At 38.6% G+C, this 16,114-nt stretch carries 18 protein-coding genes; 3 read left to right on the plus strand and 15 right to left on the minus strand.

What is annotated here, in order from left to right:
- The 8 genes from SKC37_RS10280 to SKC37_RS10315 form a co-directional block, all read right to left on the minus strand.
- Entirely contained in the window at positions 1 to 495 is a 495-nt protein-coding gene (locus SKC37_RS10280; protein WP_377981387.1) for a hypothetical protein, read from the minus strand.
- A gap of 66 nt (positions 496 to 561) precedes the next feature.
- Positions 562 to 831 (minus strand): HTH domain-containing protein, encoded by a 270-nt coding sequence (locus tag SKC37_RS10285; RefSeq protein ID WP_377981388.1) that lies wholly within the window; start codon positions 829 to 831, stop codon positions 562 to 564.
- Positions 832 to 833: 2 nt separating this feature from the next.
- Complete coding sequence (locus SKC37_RS10290; protein WP_377981389.1) at positions 834 to 1,211, minus strand: hypothetical protein; 378 nt, start codon at positions 1,209 to 1,211, stop codon at positions 834 to 836.
- A gap of 8 nt (positions 1,212 to 1,219) precedes the next feature.
- Positions 1,220 to 1,621 (minus strand): nuclear transport factor 2 family protein, encoded by a 402-nt coding sequence (locus SKC37_RS10295; protein WP_377981390.1) that lies wholly within the window; start codon positions 1,619 to 1,621, stop codon positions 1,220 to 1,222.
- A gap of 122 nt (positions 1,622 to 1,743) precedes the next feature.
- Positions 1,744 to 2,850, minus strand: a complete 1,107-nt coding sequence (locus tag SKC37_RS10300; protein WP_377981391.1) for a hypothetical protein — start codon at positions 2,848 to 2,850, stop codon at positions 1,744 to 1,746.
- 203 nt (positions 2,851 to 3,053) lie between these two features.
- Entirely contained in the window at positions 3,054 to 4,283 is a 1,230-nt protein-coding gene (locus tag SKC37_RS10305) for a DUF2130 domain-containing protein (protein ID WP_377981392.1), read from the minus strand.
- 29 nt (positions 4,284 to 4,312) lie between these two features.
- Entirely contained in the window at positions 4,313 to 5,911 is a 1,599-nt protein-coding gene (locus SKC37_RS10310; protein ID WP_377981393.1) for an ATP-binding protein, read from the minus strand.
- 3 nt (positions 5,912 to 5,914) lie between these two features.
- Positions 5,915 to 6,922 carry a helix-turn-helix transcriptional regulator gene (locus SKC37_RS10315; RefSeq protein ID WP_377981394.1) on the minus strand — a complete coding sequence of 336 codons (1,008 nt, stop codon included), beginning with the start codon at positions 6,920 to 6,922 and terminating at the stop codon, positions 5,915 to 5,917.
- A gap of 613 nt (positions 6,923 to 7,535) precedes the next feature.
- On the opposite strand from SKC37_RS10315, the gene SKC37_RS10320 reads away from it, so the two are divergent.
- A complete protein-coding gene (locus SKC37_RS10320; RefSeq protein ID WP_377981395.1) occupies positions 7,536 to 7,769 on the plus strand; it encodes a hypothetical protein in 234 nt (77 codons plus the stop codon).
- 4 nt (positions 7,770 to 7,773) lie between these two features.
- Positions 7,774 to 8,880 carry a reverse transcriptase domain-containing protein gene (locus SKC37_RS10325; RefSeq protein ID WP_377981396.1) on the plus strand — a complete coding sequence of 369 codons (1,107 nt, stop codon included), beginning with the start codon at positions 7,774 to 7,776 and terminating at the stop codon, positions 8,878 to 8,880.
- Here SKC37_RS10325 and SKC37_RS10330 read toward each other — a convergent pair.
- The 4 genes from SKC37_RS10330 to SKC37_RS10345 all read right to left on the minus strand — a co-directional run bounded on the left by SKC37_RS10330 (position 8,850) and on the right by SKC37_RS10345 (position 12,361).
- Entirely contained in the window at positions 8,850 to 10,064 is a 1,215-nt protein-coding gene (locus tag SKC37_RS10330) for a DUF4116 domain-containing protein (protein ID WP_377981397.1), read from the minus strand. The two genes, SKC37_RS10325 and SKC37_RS10330, sit on opposite strands and share 31 nt — an antisense overlap.
- Positions 10,064 to 10,942 (minus strand): hypothetical protein, encoded by an 879-nt coding sequence (locus SKC37_RS10335; protein ID WP_377981398.1) that lies wholly within the window; start codon positions 10,940 to 10,942, stop codon positions 10,064 to 10,066. The genes SKC37_RS10330 and SKC37_RS10335 overlap by 1 nt, the downstream gene beginning before the upstream one ends.
- A gap of 239 nt (positions 10,943 to 11,181) precedes the next feature.
- Entirely contained in the window at positions 11,182 to 11,631 is a 450-nt protein-coding gene (locus SKC37_RS10340; protein ID WP_377981399.1) for a hypothetical protein, read from the minus strand.
- A 97-nt stretch (positions 11,632 to 11,728) separates the two neighbouring features.
- Positions 11,729 to 12,361: a hypothetical protein gene (locus SKC37_RS10345; protein WP_377981400.1), complete on the minus strand. Its 633-nt coding sequence runs from the start codon at positions 12,359 to 12,361 to the stop codon at positions 11,729 to 11,731.
- Positions 12,362 to 12,665: 304 nt separating this feature from the next.
- Between SKC37_RS10345 and SKC37_RS10350 the strand changes: the two genes are divergently transcribed.
- Complete coding sequence (locus SKC37_RS10350) at positions 12,666 to 13,637, plus strand: tetratricopeptide repeat protein (protein WP_377981401.1); 972 nt, start codon at positions 12,666 to 12,668, stop codon at positions 13,635 to 13,637.
- Here the strand turns inward: SKC37_RS10350 and SKC37_RS10355 are convergent.
- The 3 genes from SKC37_RS10355 to SKC37_RS10365 form a co-directional block, all read right to left on the minus strand.
- A complete protein-coding gene (locus SKC37_RS10355; RefSeq protein WP_377981402.1) occupies positions 13,632 to 14,249 on the minus strand; it encodes a hypothetical protein in 618 nt (205 codons plus the stop codon). The genes SKC37_RS10350 and SKC37_RS10355 overlap by 6 nt on opposite strands.
- A gap of 8 nt (positions 14,250 to 14,257) precedes the next feature.
- Positions 14,258 to 15,301, minus strand: a complete 1,044-nt coding sequence (locus tag SKC37_RS10360; protein WP_377981403.1) for a hypothetical protein — start codon at positions 15,299 to 15,301, stop codon at positions 14,258 to 14,260.
- A gap of 154 nt (positions 15,302 to 15,455) precedes the next feature.
- Entirely contained in the window at positions 15,456 to 15,965 is a 510-nt protein-coding gene (locus SKC37_RS10365) for a hypothetical protein (protein WP_377981404.1), read from the minus strand.
- Between the last annotated feature and the right edge of the window lie 149 nt (positions 15,966 to 16,114).

A 16,114-nucleotide genomic window follows, 5' to 3' on the forward strand; every position in this document is an offset into this window, starting at 1 on the left:
TTAATTATACGTTTCTGATGTGGGAATACCTGAAAACTGATTAAGCTCATTACGCTTCAATTCAATCATTTCATCGATTTGGGATTCCATCTTTTCATTAGCTTTACTCATAAAATCAGAGTTGGCATATAAAGCTTCAACATTGTCGCCATGCTGATAGGTGGTACCCATAATAACTCGCAAATCATTTGTTTCGTTATCTGGTCTATAGCAATGCATTCGTACATAAATATATTCGCGAACGAAGCTGATTTTAAGGTTTTTGATATTATTCTTCGCACGATGAAGCATGATTAATTCCTCTAACAACGAGGCTAATTTTAATTCCCGCTGCATAGCTAAAACAGTCTCCGTATACTCTTCTAACAACAATCTTGACTCCTGAGAGGAATTCATGAAATGTTCCTTATCCACAAAGGTTTGAATTGCACTTTTGCGTTTGTGGGTTGCTTTTAATTCCACAAATACACCTTGGTTAATTTCTGATGGTTTCATACGCTTTTTGTCTATTGAGTTTTAGCTAGAGGCAGCTTAAATAAGCTACCTCCATGTTGTTTGAAGTTAGGCAGACATAGTATAATGGCGCAGTTGAACAAATCCGTTCTCCACATCTACATAGTAATCTAATTCCTCGCAATAGCGATAAATTGATTTCGTGGTCACCTCTAACTCTCTCGCCAGTCTCGCAATTGAGTAGGGTTTTCTTTTGTTAAGAATCAATAAAACAAGCATTTGATTCAAGTTCATGCTTTTAGTGTTGGAGGTCACCCTAAGCTTATCTTGGATAATCTTAACGACCTTATTTTTTGGGGCTTTAGCGGTTTTGCTCATAATTAGGATGCTTTTTGAAGAATTTTAGATTTAGTTTTGATGTTCTTAAAAGGTTTCGTGCAACGGTAGCAGGTGATTACTTGATTTGAATCTCCCGATACAATTACAACGGTGTTCATAAGTTGATTTTTTTTATGTTTTAAATAGGTAGGAATATTCTTCTCGCCAAGCACACACCACTGTAAACCTTGGCTGTAAAAAACCTCGCCAAACTCAAGTGCTACAATGATCTTGTCAGAATTAATTCCACGCTGACTAGATCTAGTAAAAGAATGATGCGTATGGCTGAACAAAAAGTCTAATCCTTGATTTGAACTTTCATCCTCAACTCGGTATTGAATTTCAAATGGATTCCAAGATGTGTTGTATGTCTTTTTCATAGGTTGATTTAGTTTGGCTGATTTCCGCTAAGTTTTGCAGTTTCAGGATCGGGTATAAAGCATATATCAATTCTCGATATCTGTTCGCTTCTCACTTCAATGACGATCAAAACAGAAACTGATTCTTGCGCTGAAGTTTGAGTTAATACAATACATTCTTTCTCATACAAATCAGGGTGAGTCGCAAGCTCTGCATAGACTTTCATTCCGCTATTCTTGATGGCGGTTTCGATTGCTTTAAACTTAGATTTTAAATAAGGCAAGAAGTTATCTTTGCCTTGGATAGGGGCGATTACCCATTGAGACTCATAAGTAAAGTCTTCTGCTAAAAAATGTTCAATAAAGCTAACATCTAGATTGTTCCAGGATTTAGCCAATTGAATTAAAAAGTGTTTTTCTGTAAAATGCATAAAGCCGATTAGGTAGATTAATTAAACCTGGTCTCTAGCTGAAACCTGCGGTAAAATTACTCTGAACCTAATCGGCTATGAAAAAATACAAAGTAAACAACGTTACAATGTAACGTTGTTTTTTAGCACCTAATATCTACAAGCTTATTTATACTGGCGGCGTTAATTGAAAATTTATTGTATTGTATTCCGTCTATAATGTAAAAACTTGCCCTGGGATCTTTTAATAAATCTTGAATTTTCGTATTGAGTCTTGATTTTGCAGACCTAAATGATGCTCCATCCGCATCTACCAAATTCATTATCGTGGAATTTAGCATTGCATCTTTTACCCGAGGCCTACAAATCTTATAAAGATTCTTTAATTCATCTTTGTTTTTCTCTAATTCTGAAAAGAGCATACCTTCTGGATGTTTTAGAAAGAAAATATAAAGTGCTTTCCATGAACTTGGCAAATTTAAATTAATGCCATAATCCAGTAGTTCAATATCTCCATTCGCGTGAACCACCACCTTAGAGGGAGATAATGGTTTTTCTTCAATCTTAAAATCGAATTCAGATTGAATTCCTTTAAAAATATCTTGCACCTGCGCTAACATATCATCCGAAACATTTTGGCTCCGAATTCTATCTATGCAGCCTGGACAAATTCTTGCATTTGAGAGCTTGATAATAATTTCTTGTTTATTTTGGCAAAAATCATTCATGCAAGCTTTAAATGGTTGATGAATAAATTCATTAGGAATGGTAGTTACATCCAAATTCATTAACGTTTGTATCGTGTTGGCAACGACTTCATATGCCACTGGATATTTGGGGCTAACATCATTTGTATAAAATTCCCATTCAGCAGTATGAACAAATACATTATTTTTTTGATCGAATGCACTAAACCAGTTCATGCCATTTTTTCGATTTGTAAGTAGAATTACGAAATCAGTTGAACTAATTTTCTCTTCATTCCTGTAAAAGTCACATAGAGAGAATAATTCTTTGAAGCTCAAAGGAGTACCGCGATTAGGATCATATGGCAATGCTTTATCATTAGCCGGATATTTAAATGGATGATGAGGATACAATTCGTATCTCAAAAAATAGAAATCTTTCTTATCGAATTCGTATTCGGTGGAAGTAAACTCCATGGGCCCTGGAAAGGACTGCAAGAACTCACATACTTTTAAATATTCTTCTAACTCGTATTCAGGAGTTTTAATTAAATGTATTTTCATTTCTTGAAAATTTTAGTAACAAATCAACTTCAAGTATTTAATAGTTTTGTTTAAATTCTTTGTTAGTAAGTACAGTATCAAATCCACCTATAGTTTCACCCTCATGCTTGGATAGATAACAATGAATTTAAATTATTAGAATTTCATTCACAATTCACTATGAAATTATTTATCTAACGGTCGCCTTTCTAGGGAATTGAGAATCACTCCAACACCTCCACTGAACTCCCATCATTCGCCAGATCATCAAACATTTTCTTCATGGTTGGATTATTACGCGTAAGCTTTTTAATCGTCAAGTCGTCTGTTTTATTATTGGCTAAACGTAAGTGATTTTCGCAAAGGAGCAGCTCTTCTTTCACTTTTGTCAGTGCCTTGATACTCTTATCAATTTCAACAATCGCTGAATCAAATTTAGTACTCGCATTTTTGAAGTTTTTAGCGAAAGCCTCTTTGAATGAGCTTACACTTGACTCAAAATTAGTGATGTCAATATTCTGCTCTTTCACAGCCGCTAGTTCCGTTTTATACTGCATCGCCCCCATACTCGCATTGCGTAATAAAGAGATGATTGGAATAAAAAACTGAGGTCGAATCACGAACATTTTATCATATTTGTGAGACACATCCACAATCCCAGCATTAAATATTTCATCCTCTGGCTCAAGCAGACTAACAAGTACAGCATATTCACAATTCTTTTCTGTGCGATCCTTATCTAACTTTTTGTAGAATTCTTCATTCTTCTTTTTCGAATTACCTTCATCGGCCTCATTTTTCATCTCAAACATAATCGAAACCAACTCAATACCGTTTTCGTCTTTTTCGCGAAAAATATAGTCCCCTTTAGTTCCTGAACTCGCATCATTGTCTTTACCAAAACTGGCATTCCTAAAGGCCGTTGGGCGCAACTTTTCAAACTCGATCTCACAATGCTTTTCTAAAGTCTCTCCCACCATCTTAGTCGAAAGCTTCGCTTTCATATCTGCATAGCGCTGAATATCCTCATCCTTCATGCGAATAATCTCTCTCATCGCATTCATTTGAGTCGTATGCTGTTCTGCAATCGATTTAGTTGCCAACTCCTGTTCCGACTCTTTCAATCTCAACTGCGTAGCTAGTTCATTACGCTCAATCACAATCGCACTTACGGCATCGTTAACCATCATCTGTTGCTCCAAAGCAGCTCTTTCCTGCTCCGCACGTAGCCTCGCAATCTCTTGTTCTTTCTGACCTAACGAAGCTTGAAGCTCATTTCTCAAGTTTGCCTTAGCTAACTCAACAGCTGCATTCTTCGCTTGCTCCGCTTGATCTAAGCGACTTTGAAGCTCTGCCGCGAACTCGTGATCACGCACCTGTTTAACGATGTCAGCAAAACTAGCTTCATCTACTTTGAACACTTCGTGGCAATGAGGACATTTGATATTTTCCATGGTAATAATAGTTTGAGTTGGGATGATGTTTAACTAGCAATTTTTTGAAATCCAATCGTAGAGCTGGCTGACTTTTGGTAACGGGTCTTAGCGGCTAAGACTCTTTGGTCAGCAATTAATTCAAAAAGCGATTCCTCCGCGAAAGCCTCGCCTGCGTATTGCAAGAAGAAGCCACGGGAACAAATGGAATGAATGTCTGAGCCAGATAACTCCACCTCAGCAAGGCGGTCTAATAAAGGTTCGTTGGTCTGCCAAAAACCTTCCCGAGAAGCCCAAATAGACTTGCGAGCAGCCCGAGATGGCAAAGAAAATGAGATGAGGGTTTCAAAACGTCTCAACCCTGCGCTTTCCATACGATCAACAACATTAGCTGAACCAATCAAGATTCCCTTAAATCGATCAATACTTTTTAACATTTGGCTAACCACTGCATTCGTATAAAAAGAGGAATGAGTCTCTATTTCGACTTTTTTTCCTAGCGACTGATCGATTTCGTCGAAGTACAATACCACCTTGTTATTATACTCTTTCATCAAACGAGGAAATTCAACCTCAAGAATACGTACGATGGCTTGTTCACTTTCCCCAATCCATTTCGACGACAAGGAAGAAACGCTTACGCACATTAGTCCAAGTTGCTTACACAATTGCATTACAAACTCAGTCTTACCACAACCTGATTCTCCAGCTAGTAATACACCAAAACGACGCGTATTCCACAATTCAGATGGACAAGCTTTCAAGATAGCCGTCAAGCGATCTAAGGAACGCTGGGTGGACTCTTCAAAAAATAAATCAATTGACGGGATATCAGCCGGCGCAATAACTCGGAAACGATCGAACTCTTCCGTTTCATCTGATCTAAACTCAGGTAAGATTAGCTGAATAGCTTTCTCTTTAACTACAATAGTCAATTCCTGATCCCACATATCTTTTTCAATCTTCCATAATCCTTCATTCAAGAAAGTCTGTTTGTTTTGATTGATGGAATGCATAAAAATCAAATAATCCTTGGCGGAAACAAACGTGCGGAAGACCGTTAACTCAATACGCTTGGCAAAACCAGCATTTACATAATGCGCCAAAGTATATAAAAGAAAAAACGACTCTTGAACCTTATTTAAACTAGCAAACTTCTGAACTAAATCCTCCTGGGGGTACCAATCCTGGCATTTATTAATCATCAATGCGGGAAATGTCCGGGCAGAAATGCCAATTTCCTTCGACAATTTCGAGAATGCAAAGAAGATTTCTAAAAATTCAATAAAAGGCATCGATTCCGATGATTGAGGCACCCCTTGAATTTTGACCTTCATTGAACTACTACTAAAGCGACCCTCAGGTGCCTGGAACTGAACGACATTACGGTAGTGAGCCTCTAACAAGAACTCAAATTTCTCTAAGTCGTTTGCAGGCAATACCTCTTTAAACTTGCGCAAGAAAGAAGAAATACCCATTGATTCAATTCCATCCTCCTCCGAATCCTCCAATAACTCAAATTCATTATCCTCACTCGAGGGGCGCGACGGTCTACGACGCTTCGGACTAGCAGGTTGTTTTTTCAATGAGGCAACCTTTTGTTGGAACTTATCCACGTATTCCTCAAAAACTAATAAGGGTAATTGCATGGGCTATGAATTTAATTTAGTTTGTAATTCTTTATCAATGAAGGTATCAAAGTGGTATTTCAATTTCGCTTTGAACTCCGGGCTATCCACAATCTCGATATGGTTGATGAGACCGATCATCCAACCAGCCAGGGCGTCCACCTGCAAGAGCTCTAACTGAATCCGATAAGGCATTTTATTACCAGGATCATCTAAACGCTCTATCATAGGGACTAACTTTGAGAAGTGAAGAGAGAACAAAATGAAACTTTTGAGATTCATCCTCAGGTCTAGCTTAAGTAGCTGCCGATCCGGATGGATCAAATACCCAAAAGGATCTCGCTTAATCTCCAGCTTCCCCAGATTCAATTCCTTAGGAGCCTTTTCTTTCAATTTTTCAATCCCATCCATTCGATCCAACTTAAAGACCTTTAGTGACCCGTTATCGTTTAGATCATAGGCATAAATCTCGACAGCTTCGTGGTTGAAAATCACCGGAACAACCAGGCGGTCCTTAATTTCACCCGAGTTAATACTCGTGTAGTTCTTTAGAATCATCTGAAATTTGACTTTAGCCTTATTGATGTGTTTTTCACACCAATCGATTAAGGCCAAAGAACGCTTATCGATCAACTCTTCCTTACTGCGGCTCTCGTGGTAAATACGTAACAACTTTTCTTGCGTGATACTCCGAAGCTCTGGATTAGGAATCTCCTGGGCTGAAAAATACAATGCTTGAGCCTCAGAAGAACTAAGCTGAATCTCCCGGTAATTTGCTTTCTTCTTGATCGAATAATGATCTCCACGAATCAATTCAAATCCCCAATCCTCAAGCACCTTAAGATAGCGAAATACAGTGCGACTCTTATCTTTATCTGACTCGAATCCGCCTCCAAATAGTCGCTCCAGACTCACCATTTTTACTGGCTTTTCCGCCTCTAAGAGATAGACCAAAAGCTTCAACACATTCTCTTTTGTGGGTTGCGCTTTCACGAATTTCTTTTTAGTTTTGTCTTCTTGTGATTCTTCCATAGCCGATCGGTTTTTTGGTTCAAAATTGGGGATCTTCTCCCCTCCTGCAGAGGTTCGCTGCAAAGGTACTAATTAATATTAATTCACAAAGGGTCACCGACAAAAGTAAACCATTATTTCAAACATAATTAATGACAATTTAATCAACATATCAATCTACAAATATGCCTATATTTAAAATAAAGACCATATTTATATTGAAATAACAGTGACAATTTTTAAGAAACTACGACAATTTACACTAAAAATTTTCACTAATTTTACTGTCGAATTTTACACAAAAATGGCGCACTTATTTGTCACTTAAACCCATGTTTTACCGTTTAATAAATGCAATTATTTGCGCAAGGCCACTTTTGCACCATACGGAGAAATGATTTAATTATTCTAATCCGATAAATAAATACTCATTTGCTTTTTACGTGTATAAAACTGTCACATTTTTATTGCTCAGCACGGCATAACTATCCTATCAAATTTGTAATTTCAACCCGAGGGTCTACAGCCTTTTGCCTAGCAATCGGCCACCGCGCAATAACCATAAGCTGCTTTGAGCTGGAAACCGTAAGAAACTATACCGCTAGACCCTCATTTTTACCTAAACATTTAAAATATGATCTCCGTTAAAAAAACAGTCGAGTCTAAAACCGACAACCGCAACCGAATGGATTTGAGCATCGGAAACACAACAATGCGCTTGACTGAAAAGGAAGCGGTTTACTTAGTGCGCCAGGTAGCTGAATTGTATTTTGGCGATGTAGCAAACCTAGAATCAAACATCCGTAGCCACAAAGGCTTTGAGGGGGTAGACCTAGGCAAAATCAAAGAACCAAAGGAAAAAGAATAAACCGATGTATTCTAAGCAAGATTTAGAAAACAGCTTTCAACTCTTACTCGAAAGAGCTAAATGGAAACGCCGCGTTCCGTTAGCGCTTTCGAATCAAGATGCGTTCACTAATCCTGCGCACGTGTCGCAACTACCCATTGGTTCTGATGGGATGAAGACCACGACTTTCCTGAAGAATCCAGACCTCCACTACCGAGAGATGCTTCGCAAGTTGAAAAACCACGCCGAAGACCCAGAAAAGCCTTATCATTTCAGACCAGTGAGAGAGGATAAGAAGTTTTCCAAATCAGGTAAGAGTCGCCTCATCTACTGCTATAGTTTGGTCGACCAAATCGTCCTTAAAACAGTACAGCAAGAACTAAAACAAGGCTGGGGCAAGGCCTATTCTGTCCACCAACACCCCATGGATACGGCCATTCTGATTACGCAAGAAATCGAAAAGGCTGGCCCAGGCACCCAAATCCTAAAAGTAGACATCACAAAGTTTTTCCCCTCCATCAACCGCGAAATCTTATTCACTGATTTAGCCAAAGAAACGGGAATTCGACCAGAGGTGCGCACGTTAATTATCACGGCTAACAGCTTAGCGAATACCACTGGAGTAGTGACAGGCGGCTCGCTTTCCACATTCCTATCAGAATTCTACCTCCGCAACTTAAAGTCTACCTTTCCTACTGAAATCGGATTCCATCGCTTCGCAGATGACATGTGCTTAGTGATTCCGAAAAGCTTTGACCCCCATGTCATCAAACAAAAACTCATCGATGAACTCGCGCTGCTGAGCCTTAGTTTATCTGCCGAAAAAAGTAAAATCATCGATCCATTTACGGAAGACTTCGAATTCTTAGGCATCAATTTCATTGCCGGCAGACCAATCATAACGGAGGATGAAGTGGAGCATTGGAAATCCAAAGTGCAACAAGATGTCTATTCCGAAAAAGGAAAACTCAGGACTTATAAAATGTTAAATCCTGAGTTACAAAATCTTCCGTCCGGAAAGGATATCCAAAATACGGTTTGGTCACAACACTTAACCGGCAAACGCTCTCGGTTTCAGATTAAGTACGCGAAATACGTCCGCTACTTTGGCCCTATTAAAAAATCCAACTGATCCCCATTTTTTGATTTCACATAGTCAGGATCAATGTCCATATAGATAGTCAATGCATGATTGTCAGCCTGCTCCTGAATCGTTAATGCAATACCCCAAAACGTCTCAAACTGACACGACTTCAAATACGTGAAATTCGTCAATCGAATCCGATGCCAGTCGTTTTGCCGACAGGTTTCTAAAATACCTGACATGATCTCCGAGGCTTGCTTCCGAATCGAAACACTCGACTTCCGATCAATCAAAGGAAGACTCACCAGCGTAGCGTTTAGGTGGAGATTCTCTTTCAATCTTTGGGACAAAGCATAACTAAAACCCCCATAGCTTGTGTTCTCCGAATGAAAAATCGCATCCACCCGCATCGGATCCACGCCATCCGGACCAGCCGATTTCGTCATCGAATCCTCATCCCCCATCAGGAAGAACCGAATCCCTTTGGGCTCTTTCTCCGGCACCTCCTCCTTTTCTGAATAAGCCACCTTATCTGAACGAAAAGACCGAATTCCTAAATCAGATTCAAAACGAATAACCTCATAATATAACTTATCCTTTTTCTTCGGATCTTGCTCTAAAATATATTCATCCATCTTCGCCTCACAAGCCTCCTGTAACAACTCAAACTCCCGCATCACCTCTGGAATCTCTACACATTCATCCAAGTACTTAAAGGCAAAACGACCACAATTTCGAGCCGCAATGCACGCCACCTCCGGATCCATATAAATCCGAGAGGGAGCATACCCGAGCAAGCGACCATTAATCGCTACCGCTCGCATCATAAAATCTTTTTTACGCAACAAGGCGTCCGGCACATATTTTTTGAAAGGCCTATAGCCCCAGCTGCTCTGCAATAAGGCTAGCAAAACTTCCTCCTCCATACGTAAAGCCGGATCCAATAATTCGATCACATCTGAATCCTTTTGTAAGGCTAGGATACACATCTCAAGATCCGTTTTCACTAATGCTGGGTTCACAAATTCTATCGCACGACCATCCGCTTTCACCGCTAATAACGCAAGCTCTCGATCTGACTTCATCCACAAAGGCGCAAAAGCTAAGGTCACCCCAAATTTCTCGATACTGGCGCGCGCGATATCCACATCCGCTCGCCACTCGTCACTCAAAAATTGATAAATTAACTTTTCTCGACGGACCTCGTCGAGTAGGTATTGTTTTTCTTCCATTATAGGTCTCCGGTTATTTCCATGGTATGTAACGCAAACTGGGTAATCAATCTACTCGCACTTGGGTGCGGCGCATCATTATAAAAACGATAACCCGCTCTTTTAATTAATTCCTCTCCTAAATCCAACGCCATAAACAGTTCCTCTTCTACCACATACTCTGACGTAGTATGGTATAAATAATACCCCACTGGCACATTGATGCAGGAAAAATGCGGACGCAATTTCACAATATCCGTGTAGGAATGCTGCTCTAAGCTAAATTCAGTATCTCTTTTCTCAGAGAACTCTAATAATAAATCAGTCCAAATCCTCCCCAAACCACTCTCATCTTCCGGGTTATACATCAAAAACCCTCCTAACGTAATGGAAGAGGTATTAGCTGGGCTATCGAATTCTATGGCATAGCCAACATTTTGCAAAAAGCTCACGTCTACTTTGCCCGCACCACGAGCTCCTATTTCCTCTTGCACAGGAAAAAAACCCTTGAGTACCGGTTGTCGTAAAAACAACATTAAACAAATGCCAATTCCCACTTTATCGTCCGCGCCTAAACCCACCGGTTTATCATTTGCGTCAAAGCCTTTCAAAGCTGGCTTCAATTCGCCTGCATAATTAGGCAAAAGTAATTTCTTAGGAATGATCTCATTCCCATGAATTCGGTGCACCGTGTCTGTGTGAGCGACGACTAACGGGTATTTTTGGTAAGTACCTACCTCTCCTTTCTCCGCATACACATTGCCTATGTCATCTCTCCAGGCGCGGATCCCGTGTTTAGCAAAAAACGCGAGCAAAAATTCAATGAGCTGGTCCTCATCTCTCGAGTAAGTCTCAATAGCCAGTACGTCAAGAAGTAATTTGTATTCTGGTTGGGTCATAGGTGGATAGGTTTTAAGTTGAATAAAATGTTAGGGTTCAAGGACAATTAAGATTAGCTTGAAAGAACGTCTTAAGGTTAAGTGTAAGCAAAGGCTGACTCTTAGACTGTATGAATGCTGAGTGCACGTTCGATATCGGCTATCATCCGCAGATATGGCTTGCAATAGGTGCCAGTCTTAACTATTCTCTCCCCCTAACAATATTTTAAAAAAGGCGCCTGCGTGTAGGCGCCCCACTATTATACCCCCTCCACAATCGTTTCGTGGTTAAAGCGGTCTAATTTATCTTCTAACTCCTCTATTCTCGCCTCTAAGGCTAGCAACATCGCATCTTTCTCTAACACATTTACTTCCACGTGTTTAACCGTTTCAGTACTGTCATAGCGGCTTGTTACTACGCCCTCCGCACAATCCAGGCCTTTTAATTTAGCCGCCTGGTTTTTCAACTCGCTTAACAAAAATATGCTGCGTAACATACCTTTCTTCGCATTCGTTTCATGCACTTTCGCTTTCAAGTCCACTAACTCCTCGGCTAAGGCCGCCCAGTTATTCAAACTAGCCCGCACACTATAAGGTCGCGTTTTATTTCTCTCCGAAATGGAGTTATAACGTGTCGCCTTAGTAAACTCTTGTTCCATCTTATAAATAATGGTATTCTTCTTTTTTAAGCAATTCTTTATATTCGCCATATGATATATAAGGTTATAGTTGATAAAATATTTCCAAAAGCTTTGATGCCAAAGTCCTGGAAGAAATAAATAAAATGATTAAAGTAAGGTAACAGCCTTACGCTGGGAGCGCTGAAAGGATCTCAGCAAAACTCAAAGAATCATACGATTTAGCGGTTGGATACAGATTCGTATACGTCTCACTTAGACTCACAAAATACTTGACTGTTTCTGACATTCCACCTTTTACTTTCGTATTTACTTTTTGGCAAGCTTCATTCTCACAAATAAAATCCTGTGCAGAATAGCCACTTAAAACGGAACCAATCGATTTAAACAAATGGGCATTTTGTTGACAATATTGGCACTCCATTGTTCTCTCCCCTTGATGAAAGGAAAGAGCTAATGCCCCTAAACTAGGGGAAACACTACAGTAACTAAAGGCACCGAACTGAGTAGAATATTTATTACACAATTCCGGATGCGCTACTAGATACTCCCGACTTTCAAAGAACTTGTAAACATTAGGCCTAAAAAGAGCTTCATCACGTTTGATTCGCTCTTGAATTTTAAACCAGGCTTCGTATTGACCCGCTGTCAGTGGGATGACGCCATCGATAATTTCTAACTTGTTATCATCGATCAAATCTTTACGAACCATAGCCACACGACCTTGCTTATCTATCAGCTGGTATACACCATCCGTAGGTAGATAAAGGGCTTCGGCGACTATTTTATTCTGTTTACTCATTTTGTTCTTTTGGTCAGAATTAACAATGCAAATTTCCGAATAATTTTACACTTACACAATACAAGATCTTAACTATCAGGCATTTAGGCCTATTATTAGTGACAAAAAACAAGGCCGAAATAGCCGCATTTATTTCAAATTATACGTTTAAATAAGCTAAACGCACTTTACCTCAGTGACAAAAATGGCCTACAATACCCCTACCTAAACCGCTACCTTATTTCAAATTTTGTCACTCAAAAAATAGAAAATAGGCGACTTATTAAAAGATTCAGAATAATTTACCGTTGTAAATAAAAAATCCATGAAAAAGCTATTTGTTCTATTTTGCCTGATTGCCCCATTGAAAGCTTTGGCACAAGAAACCTTAGAAGAAATCAAAGAAAAAGCCCTCGCTCACTCAAATGAAGGCCTACACAAAGAGGCATTGCAGTACTACCTGAAAGTGCTAAAACTAGAGCCCACCGGTTTATATTATGGCCATGTGGGCTACGAATTAATGACACTGGATCGGGACGATGAAGCAAAGCCCTACCTAGAAAAAGCAACTGCAATGACTCCCCTCGAACCCGTCTTTTGGATCGACTTAGCCTTAATTTATTCGAACAAAAAGCAGTACACGGACGCACTTCCCATCCTCGAAAAAGGACTAGCCTCTAACCCAAATTCCCTCGGCCTCCTCGCAGCCAAAGCCAAATGCCTATTCCGCCTTAATCGCAGTGAAGAAGCACTTCCGCTGCTAAATGAAACACTAAAATCGAACTACTTCGAGGCGGACTTAATTTTTACTAGGGCTCAAATTCTAGAAGACAAAGGGGATTTAGCTGCTGCTTACGCTGATTATACGCGAGGTCTCAGCGCCTATCCTGACCACTATGGCCTACTTGCAGGAATCGCTTCCGTGCTTAGAAAACAAGAAAAATACGAAGAGGAAATCATCATCCGAAAACGCACACTTCAACTTTTCCTAGACAAAAAGGAAACCAAATTTCTAGGCGGCACGCATGCCCTACTAGGCCTTGCCTATAGCAACATGGAAGACCATGCAAATGCCCTACGCGAATTTGATGCCTCCATCGCTCTCGAACCCAAATACGCTGAAGTATTCATCCAACGCTGCATCACAAAAATCCTCCTAAAAGACCTGGAGGGCGCCTGCGCTGATCTTTCAGAAGCCATGCGCCTTAAACCAGAAGAAGCCTCGGATATACGAGACTTCTTCGAAGAAAATATAGACTTTAGTGAGTTCCTGGATTATTGTAGTCCCGAATTATGAGGTTAAAAATAATTTAAACTTATTTTTATCAAGAAAACCTCCTCTCCCTGAAATTGATTCTCGCGAAATAATAGACATCGGTTTAGCACACTTATTATTAATTGCCTCTTGTAATTTTTGTGTGAAAATATCTGTTTTAGCCTGGTGACATTTATACCTAGAACAAATCACTACTTCTTCAATATTATTCCTCGAAATTATCTCTGCAATTCTTTCAGCCTGATATTCGGAAAATTCTTCCAAATAACTTCCAATTTTAACTTTTCCTTTTCGATAGAATTTACTAACAACAGCAATAGGATAAAGATCTGTTACAAGTAAACCATTTTCATCCATAAAATCACGGAATTTGTTAACATCACTCATTCCAATCCATGTAGGAGGCAAACAAGAATTTTTTAATATTTTTTCATTATTACACCCATATATATACCCATCTAATGACTGCGTACTTTCAGCGGCAATAATTCTCAAAACAGTTGATTTAATTCGGTTAAGTCCATTAGTAATAAAAGCCTCCTCAATCTTTTCGAAAACTTCAATCAACCCTCTTGTATCTTCGCCTGAACTTTTCCCGTAAGCTTCAACGGCACCTGCTATGTTGTATTTCATATATAGAATTAAATTATACCGTAACCACCAGGTATCAACAACGTACTTATGATTAAATCAATACTGTACCCACCAACCATGTTATACTCTTTGATTATATATTTACTTACGACCTTTTTATACTGTGAATTAGACTTTAAAAAATTAACTAAAAATTGCTTCTCATTTTTTACTAAATAATTAATTAAATACGTTTTTTCCCTGAAATATAATAAGCTGAAAAGAGTTTCAAATTTTGAGATAATAAGTTTCAATTTTGGCTTTTCACAATACCTTCCAGCAAAATAGTCTTTTATCAAAAAATGATTATTTAAGGACTTAGAATGCACTTTCGCTAACAAGGTCAATAATAACCCACTGTTTATTTTTCTTCCAAGACCCCAAGTAAAAATTAGTGCTTTTAAATGATTATAGGATTGTACATCTAAAGCTTTACAAAGTTTCAACAAGTATATACTATCAGGTTTCTTAACTCCAGTTGTAATTAATACTTTATAAACAGTATATTGAGATGGCTGGCGTAATTCCAGCCAATCGAAAATATCTTTATACAAACCTCCTTTATTGTTTACGAAATAGAATGTAAACAACTGAGCAAAGCACTCGTGGAATTCTATCTCATCTAACACTTCATATTTAACCTTAACTCTAGTGAATGGAAGTTTCGTACCTGGATTGACATAATGCATTAGCCAGTGAACAAATTCATGAACTAAAACTATCGTTGTCAAATATTGAACTATCTTTTCTAACGATTCAGCAGAACTTTTATTTACTTTATATTGATTTGCAGTTTCTAGAATATTATTATAAAACAATACAATTGAACCTTCTCTTCTATAATTCGTATACGTTTTATAACAACCTAGCGCTTCAATAGAATCATCTTTAATAATATCTTTGGAAAGAATTATATCTGGCCACTCATATTTGGCAAAAAACTGATCTTCATTCTCCCTTAAATGCCATCCATCATTTTTAAAATGATCCAACAAATGCGAATCAACTAAACATTTATCAACATGAAACTGATAAAAGATTGAGCTTGCCATAAGTAGTTTGTTAGAATTCGTTGATTTACCGGAATTGCACTAAAATTGAATAAAATAGTACTATTCCTTTTAAATAAAATAAACAAAAAAAATCGAAACAAAAAAATACGCACCATTTCTGGTGCGTATTCTGTCACAAAAAAGAGATAAACTATTATCTGAACAGATTCAGTATTCGTTGCCAAAAACTTAAAGGATGAACTTCTCTATTTACCTCTTCTGTCACCTTAGGGATTGGCGGCAAACCCACTTCTTTTGACTTCGTTTGAGGGGAAGACGTTTTTGGAGTTGATTTGGCAACTTTTACCTTAGGCTTCGCCTCCTTTTTGACCTTTTCCTTAGTCATCAATTCTACTAATGTTAGTGCAGCTTTTACGGCCAATTCTGGCGTTTCAAAAACGGGATTATTCGTTAGACGAATGCCCTGCGAATAGCTTTCCAGCTTTTTACTTTTCTTTACGGTCTTTTTGACAAAATCCTCATCCCGGCAATAAAAACCCACTTTAATGCCTGATTTAGGCGTATTAAAGAAGAAATGGGTTGCTTTGGCGTTTGAAATAGACGGAATATGTATGTCCAAAAAATTATCCTTATCTATTTTTTTAACGGTACATTCAGGATAACTCTTTTTCAATCCCGCTAACAATGATTCTTGTAATGACATAATAAGAATATTTATATGGCCTATTTGATCCAAATACGTTTATTAAAAGGATAAAAGCAAGTGGCTAACCTTTGGCCTAGAGCAAACACTTTGTTTTATTTTCTAAATCTTGTATTTTTCTACGGTAATTACAAAATTTTATCTATCAG

Origin of the sequence: Aquirufa esocilacus, assembly GCF_042715595.1 — a bacterium.
GTDB classification, from domain to species: domain Bacteria; phylum Bacteroidota; class Bacteroidia; order Cytophagales; family Spirosomataceae; genus Aquirufa; species Aquirufa esocilacus.

What these genes read in the sequence shown, in the direction of transcription:
- SKC37_RS10290 (WP_377981389.1), bottom strand. Translation starts at nt 1,211, where the DNA reads ATGAAAAAGACATACAACACATCTTGGAATCCATTTGAAATTCAATAC.
- SKC37_RS10305 (WP_377981392.1), bottom strand. Translation starts at nt 4,283, where the DNA reads ATGGAAAATATCAAATGTCCTCATTGCCACGAAGTGTTCAAAGTAGAT.
- SKC37_RS10285 (WP_377981388.1), bottom strand. Translation starts at nt 831, where the DNA reads ATGAGCAAAACCGCTAAAGCCCCAAAAAATAAGGTCGTTAAGATTATC.
- SKC37_RS10310 (WP_377981393.1), bottom strand. Translation starts at nt 5,911, where the DNA reads ATGCAATTACCCTTATTAGTTTTTGAGGAATACGTGGATAAGTTCCAA.
- SKC37_RS10295 (WP_377981390.1), bottom strand. Translation starts at nt 1,621, where the DNA reads ATGCATTTTACAGAAAAACACTTTTTAATTCAATTGGCTAAATCCTGG.
- SKC37_RS10355 (WP_377981402.1), bottom strand. Translation starts at nt 14,249, where the DNA reads ATGAAATACAACATAGCAGGTGCCGTTGAAGCTTACGGGAAAAGTTCA.
- SKC37_RS10320 (WP_377981395.1), top strand. Translation starts at nt 7,536, where the DNA reads ATGATCTCCGTTAAAAAAACAGTCGAGTCTAAAACCGACAACCGCAAC.
- SKC37_RS10340 (WP_377981399.1), bottom strand. Translation starts at nt 11,631, where the DNA reads ATGGCGAATATAAAGAATTGCTTAAAAAAGAAGAATACCATTATTTAT.
- SKC37_RS10280 (WP_377981387.1), bottom strand. Translation starts at nt 495, where the DNA reads ATGAAACCATCAGAAATTAACCAAGGTGTATTTGTGGAATTAAAAGCA.
- SKC37_RS10350 (WP_377981401.1), top strand. Translation starts at nt 12,666, where the DNA reads ATGAAAAAGCTATTTGTTCTATTTTGCCTGATTGCCCCATTGAAAGCT.
- SKC37_RS10335 (WP_377981398.1), bottom strand. Translation starts at nt 10,942, where the DNA reads ATGACCCAACCAGAATACAAATTACTTCTTGACGTACTGGCTATTGAG.
- SKC37_RS10345 (WP_377981400.1), bottom strand. Translation starts at nt 12,361, where the DNA reads ATGAGTAAACAGAATAAAATAGTCGCCGAAGCCCTTTATCTACCTACG.
- SKC37_RS10360 (WP_377981403.1), bottom strand. Translation starts at nt 15,301, where the DNA reads ATGGCAAGCTCAATCTTTTATCAGTTTCATGTTGATAAATGTTTAGTT.
- SKC37_RS10330 (WP_377981397.1), bottom strand. Translation starts at nt 10,064, where the DNA reads ATGGAAGAAAAACAATACCTACTCGACGAGGTCCGTCGAGAAAAGTTA.
- SKC37_RS10365 (WP_377981404.1), bottom strand. Translation starts at nt 15,965, where the DNA reads ATGTCATTACAAGAATCATTGTTAGCGGGATTGAAAAAGAGTTATCCT.
- SKC37_RS10315 (WP_377981394.1), bottom strand. Translation starts at nt 6,922, where the DNA reads ATGGAAGAATCACAAGAAGACAAAACTAAAAAGAAATTCGTGAAAGCG.
- SKC37_RS10325 (WP_377981396.1), top strand. Translation starts at nt 7,774, where the DNA reads ATGTATTCTAAGCAAGATTTAGAAAACAGCTTTCAACTCTTACTCGAA.
- SKC37_RS10300 (WP_377981391.1), bottom strand. Translation starts at nt 2,850, where the DNA reads ATGAAAATACATTTAATTAAAACTCCTGAATACGAGTTAGAAGAATAT.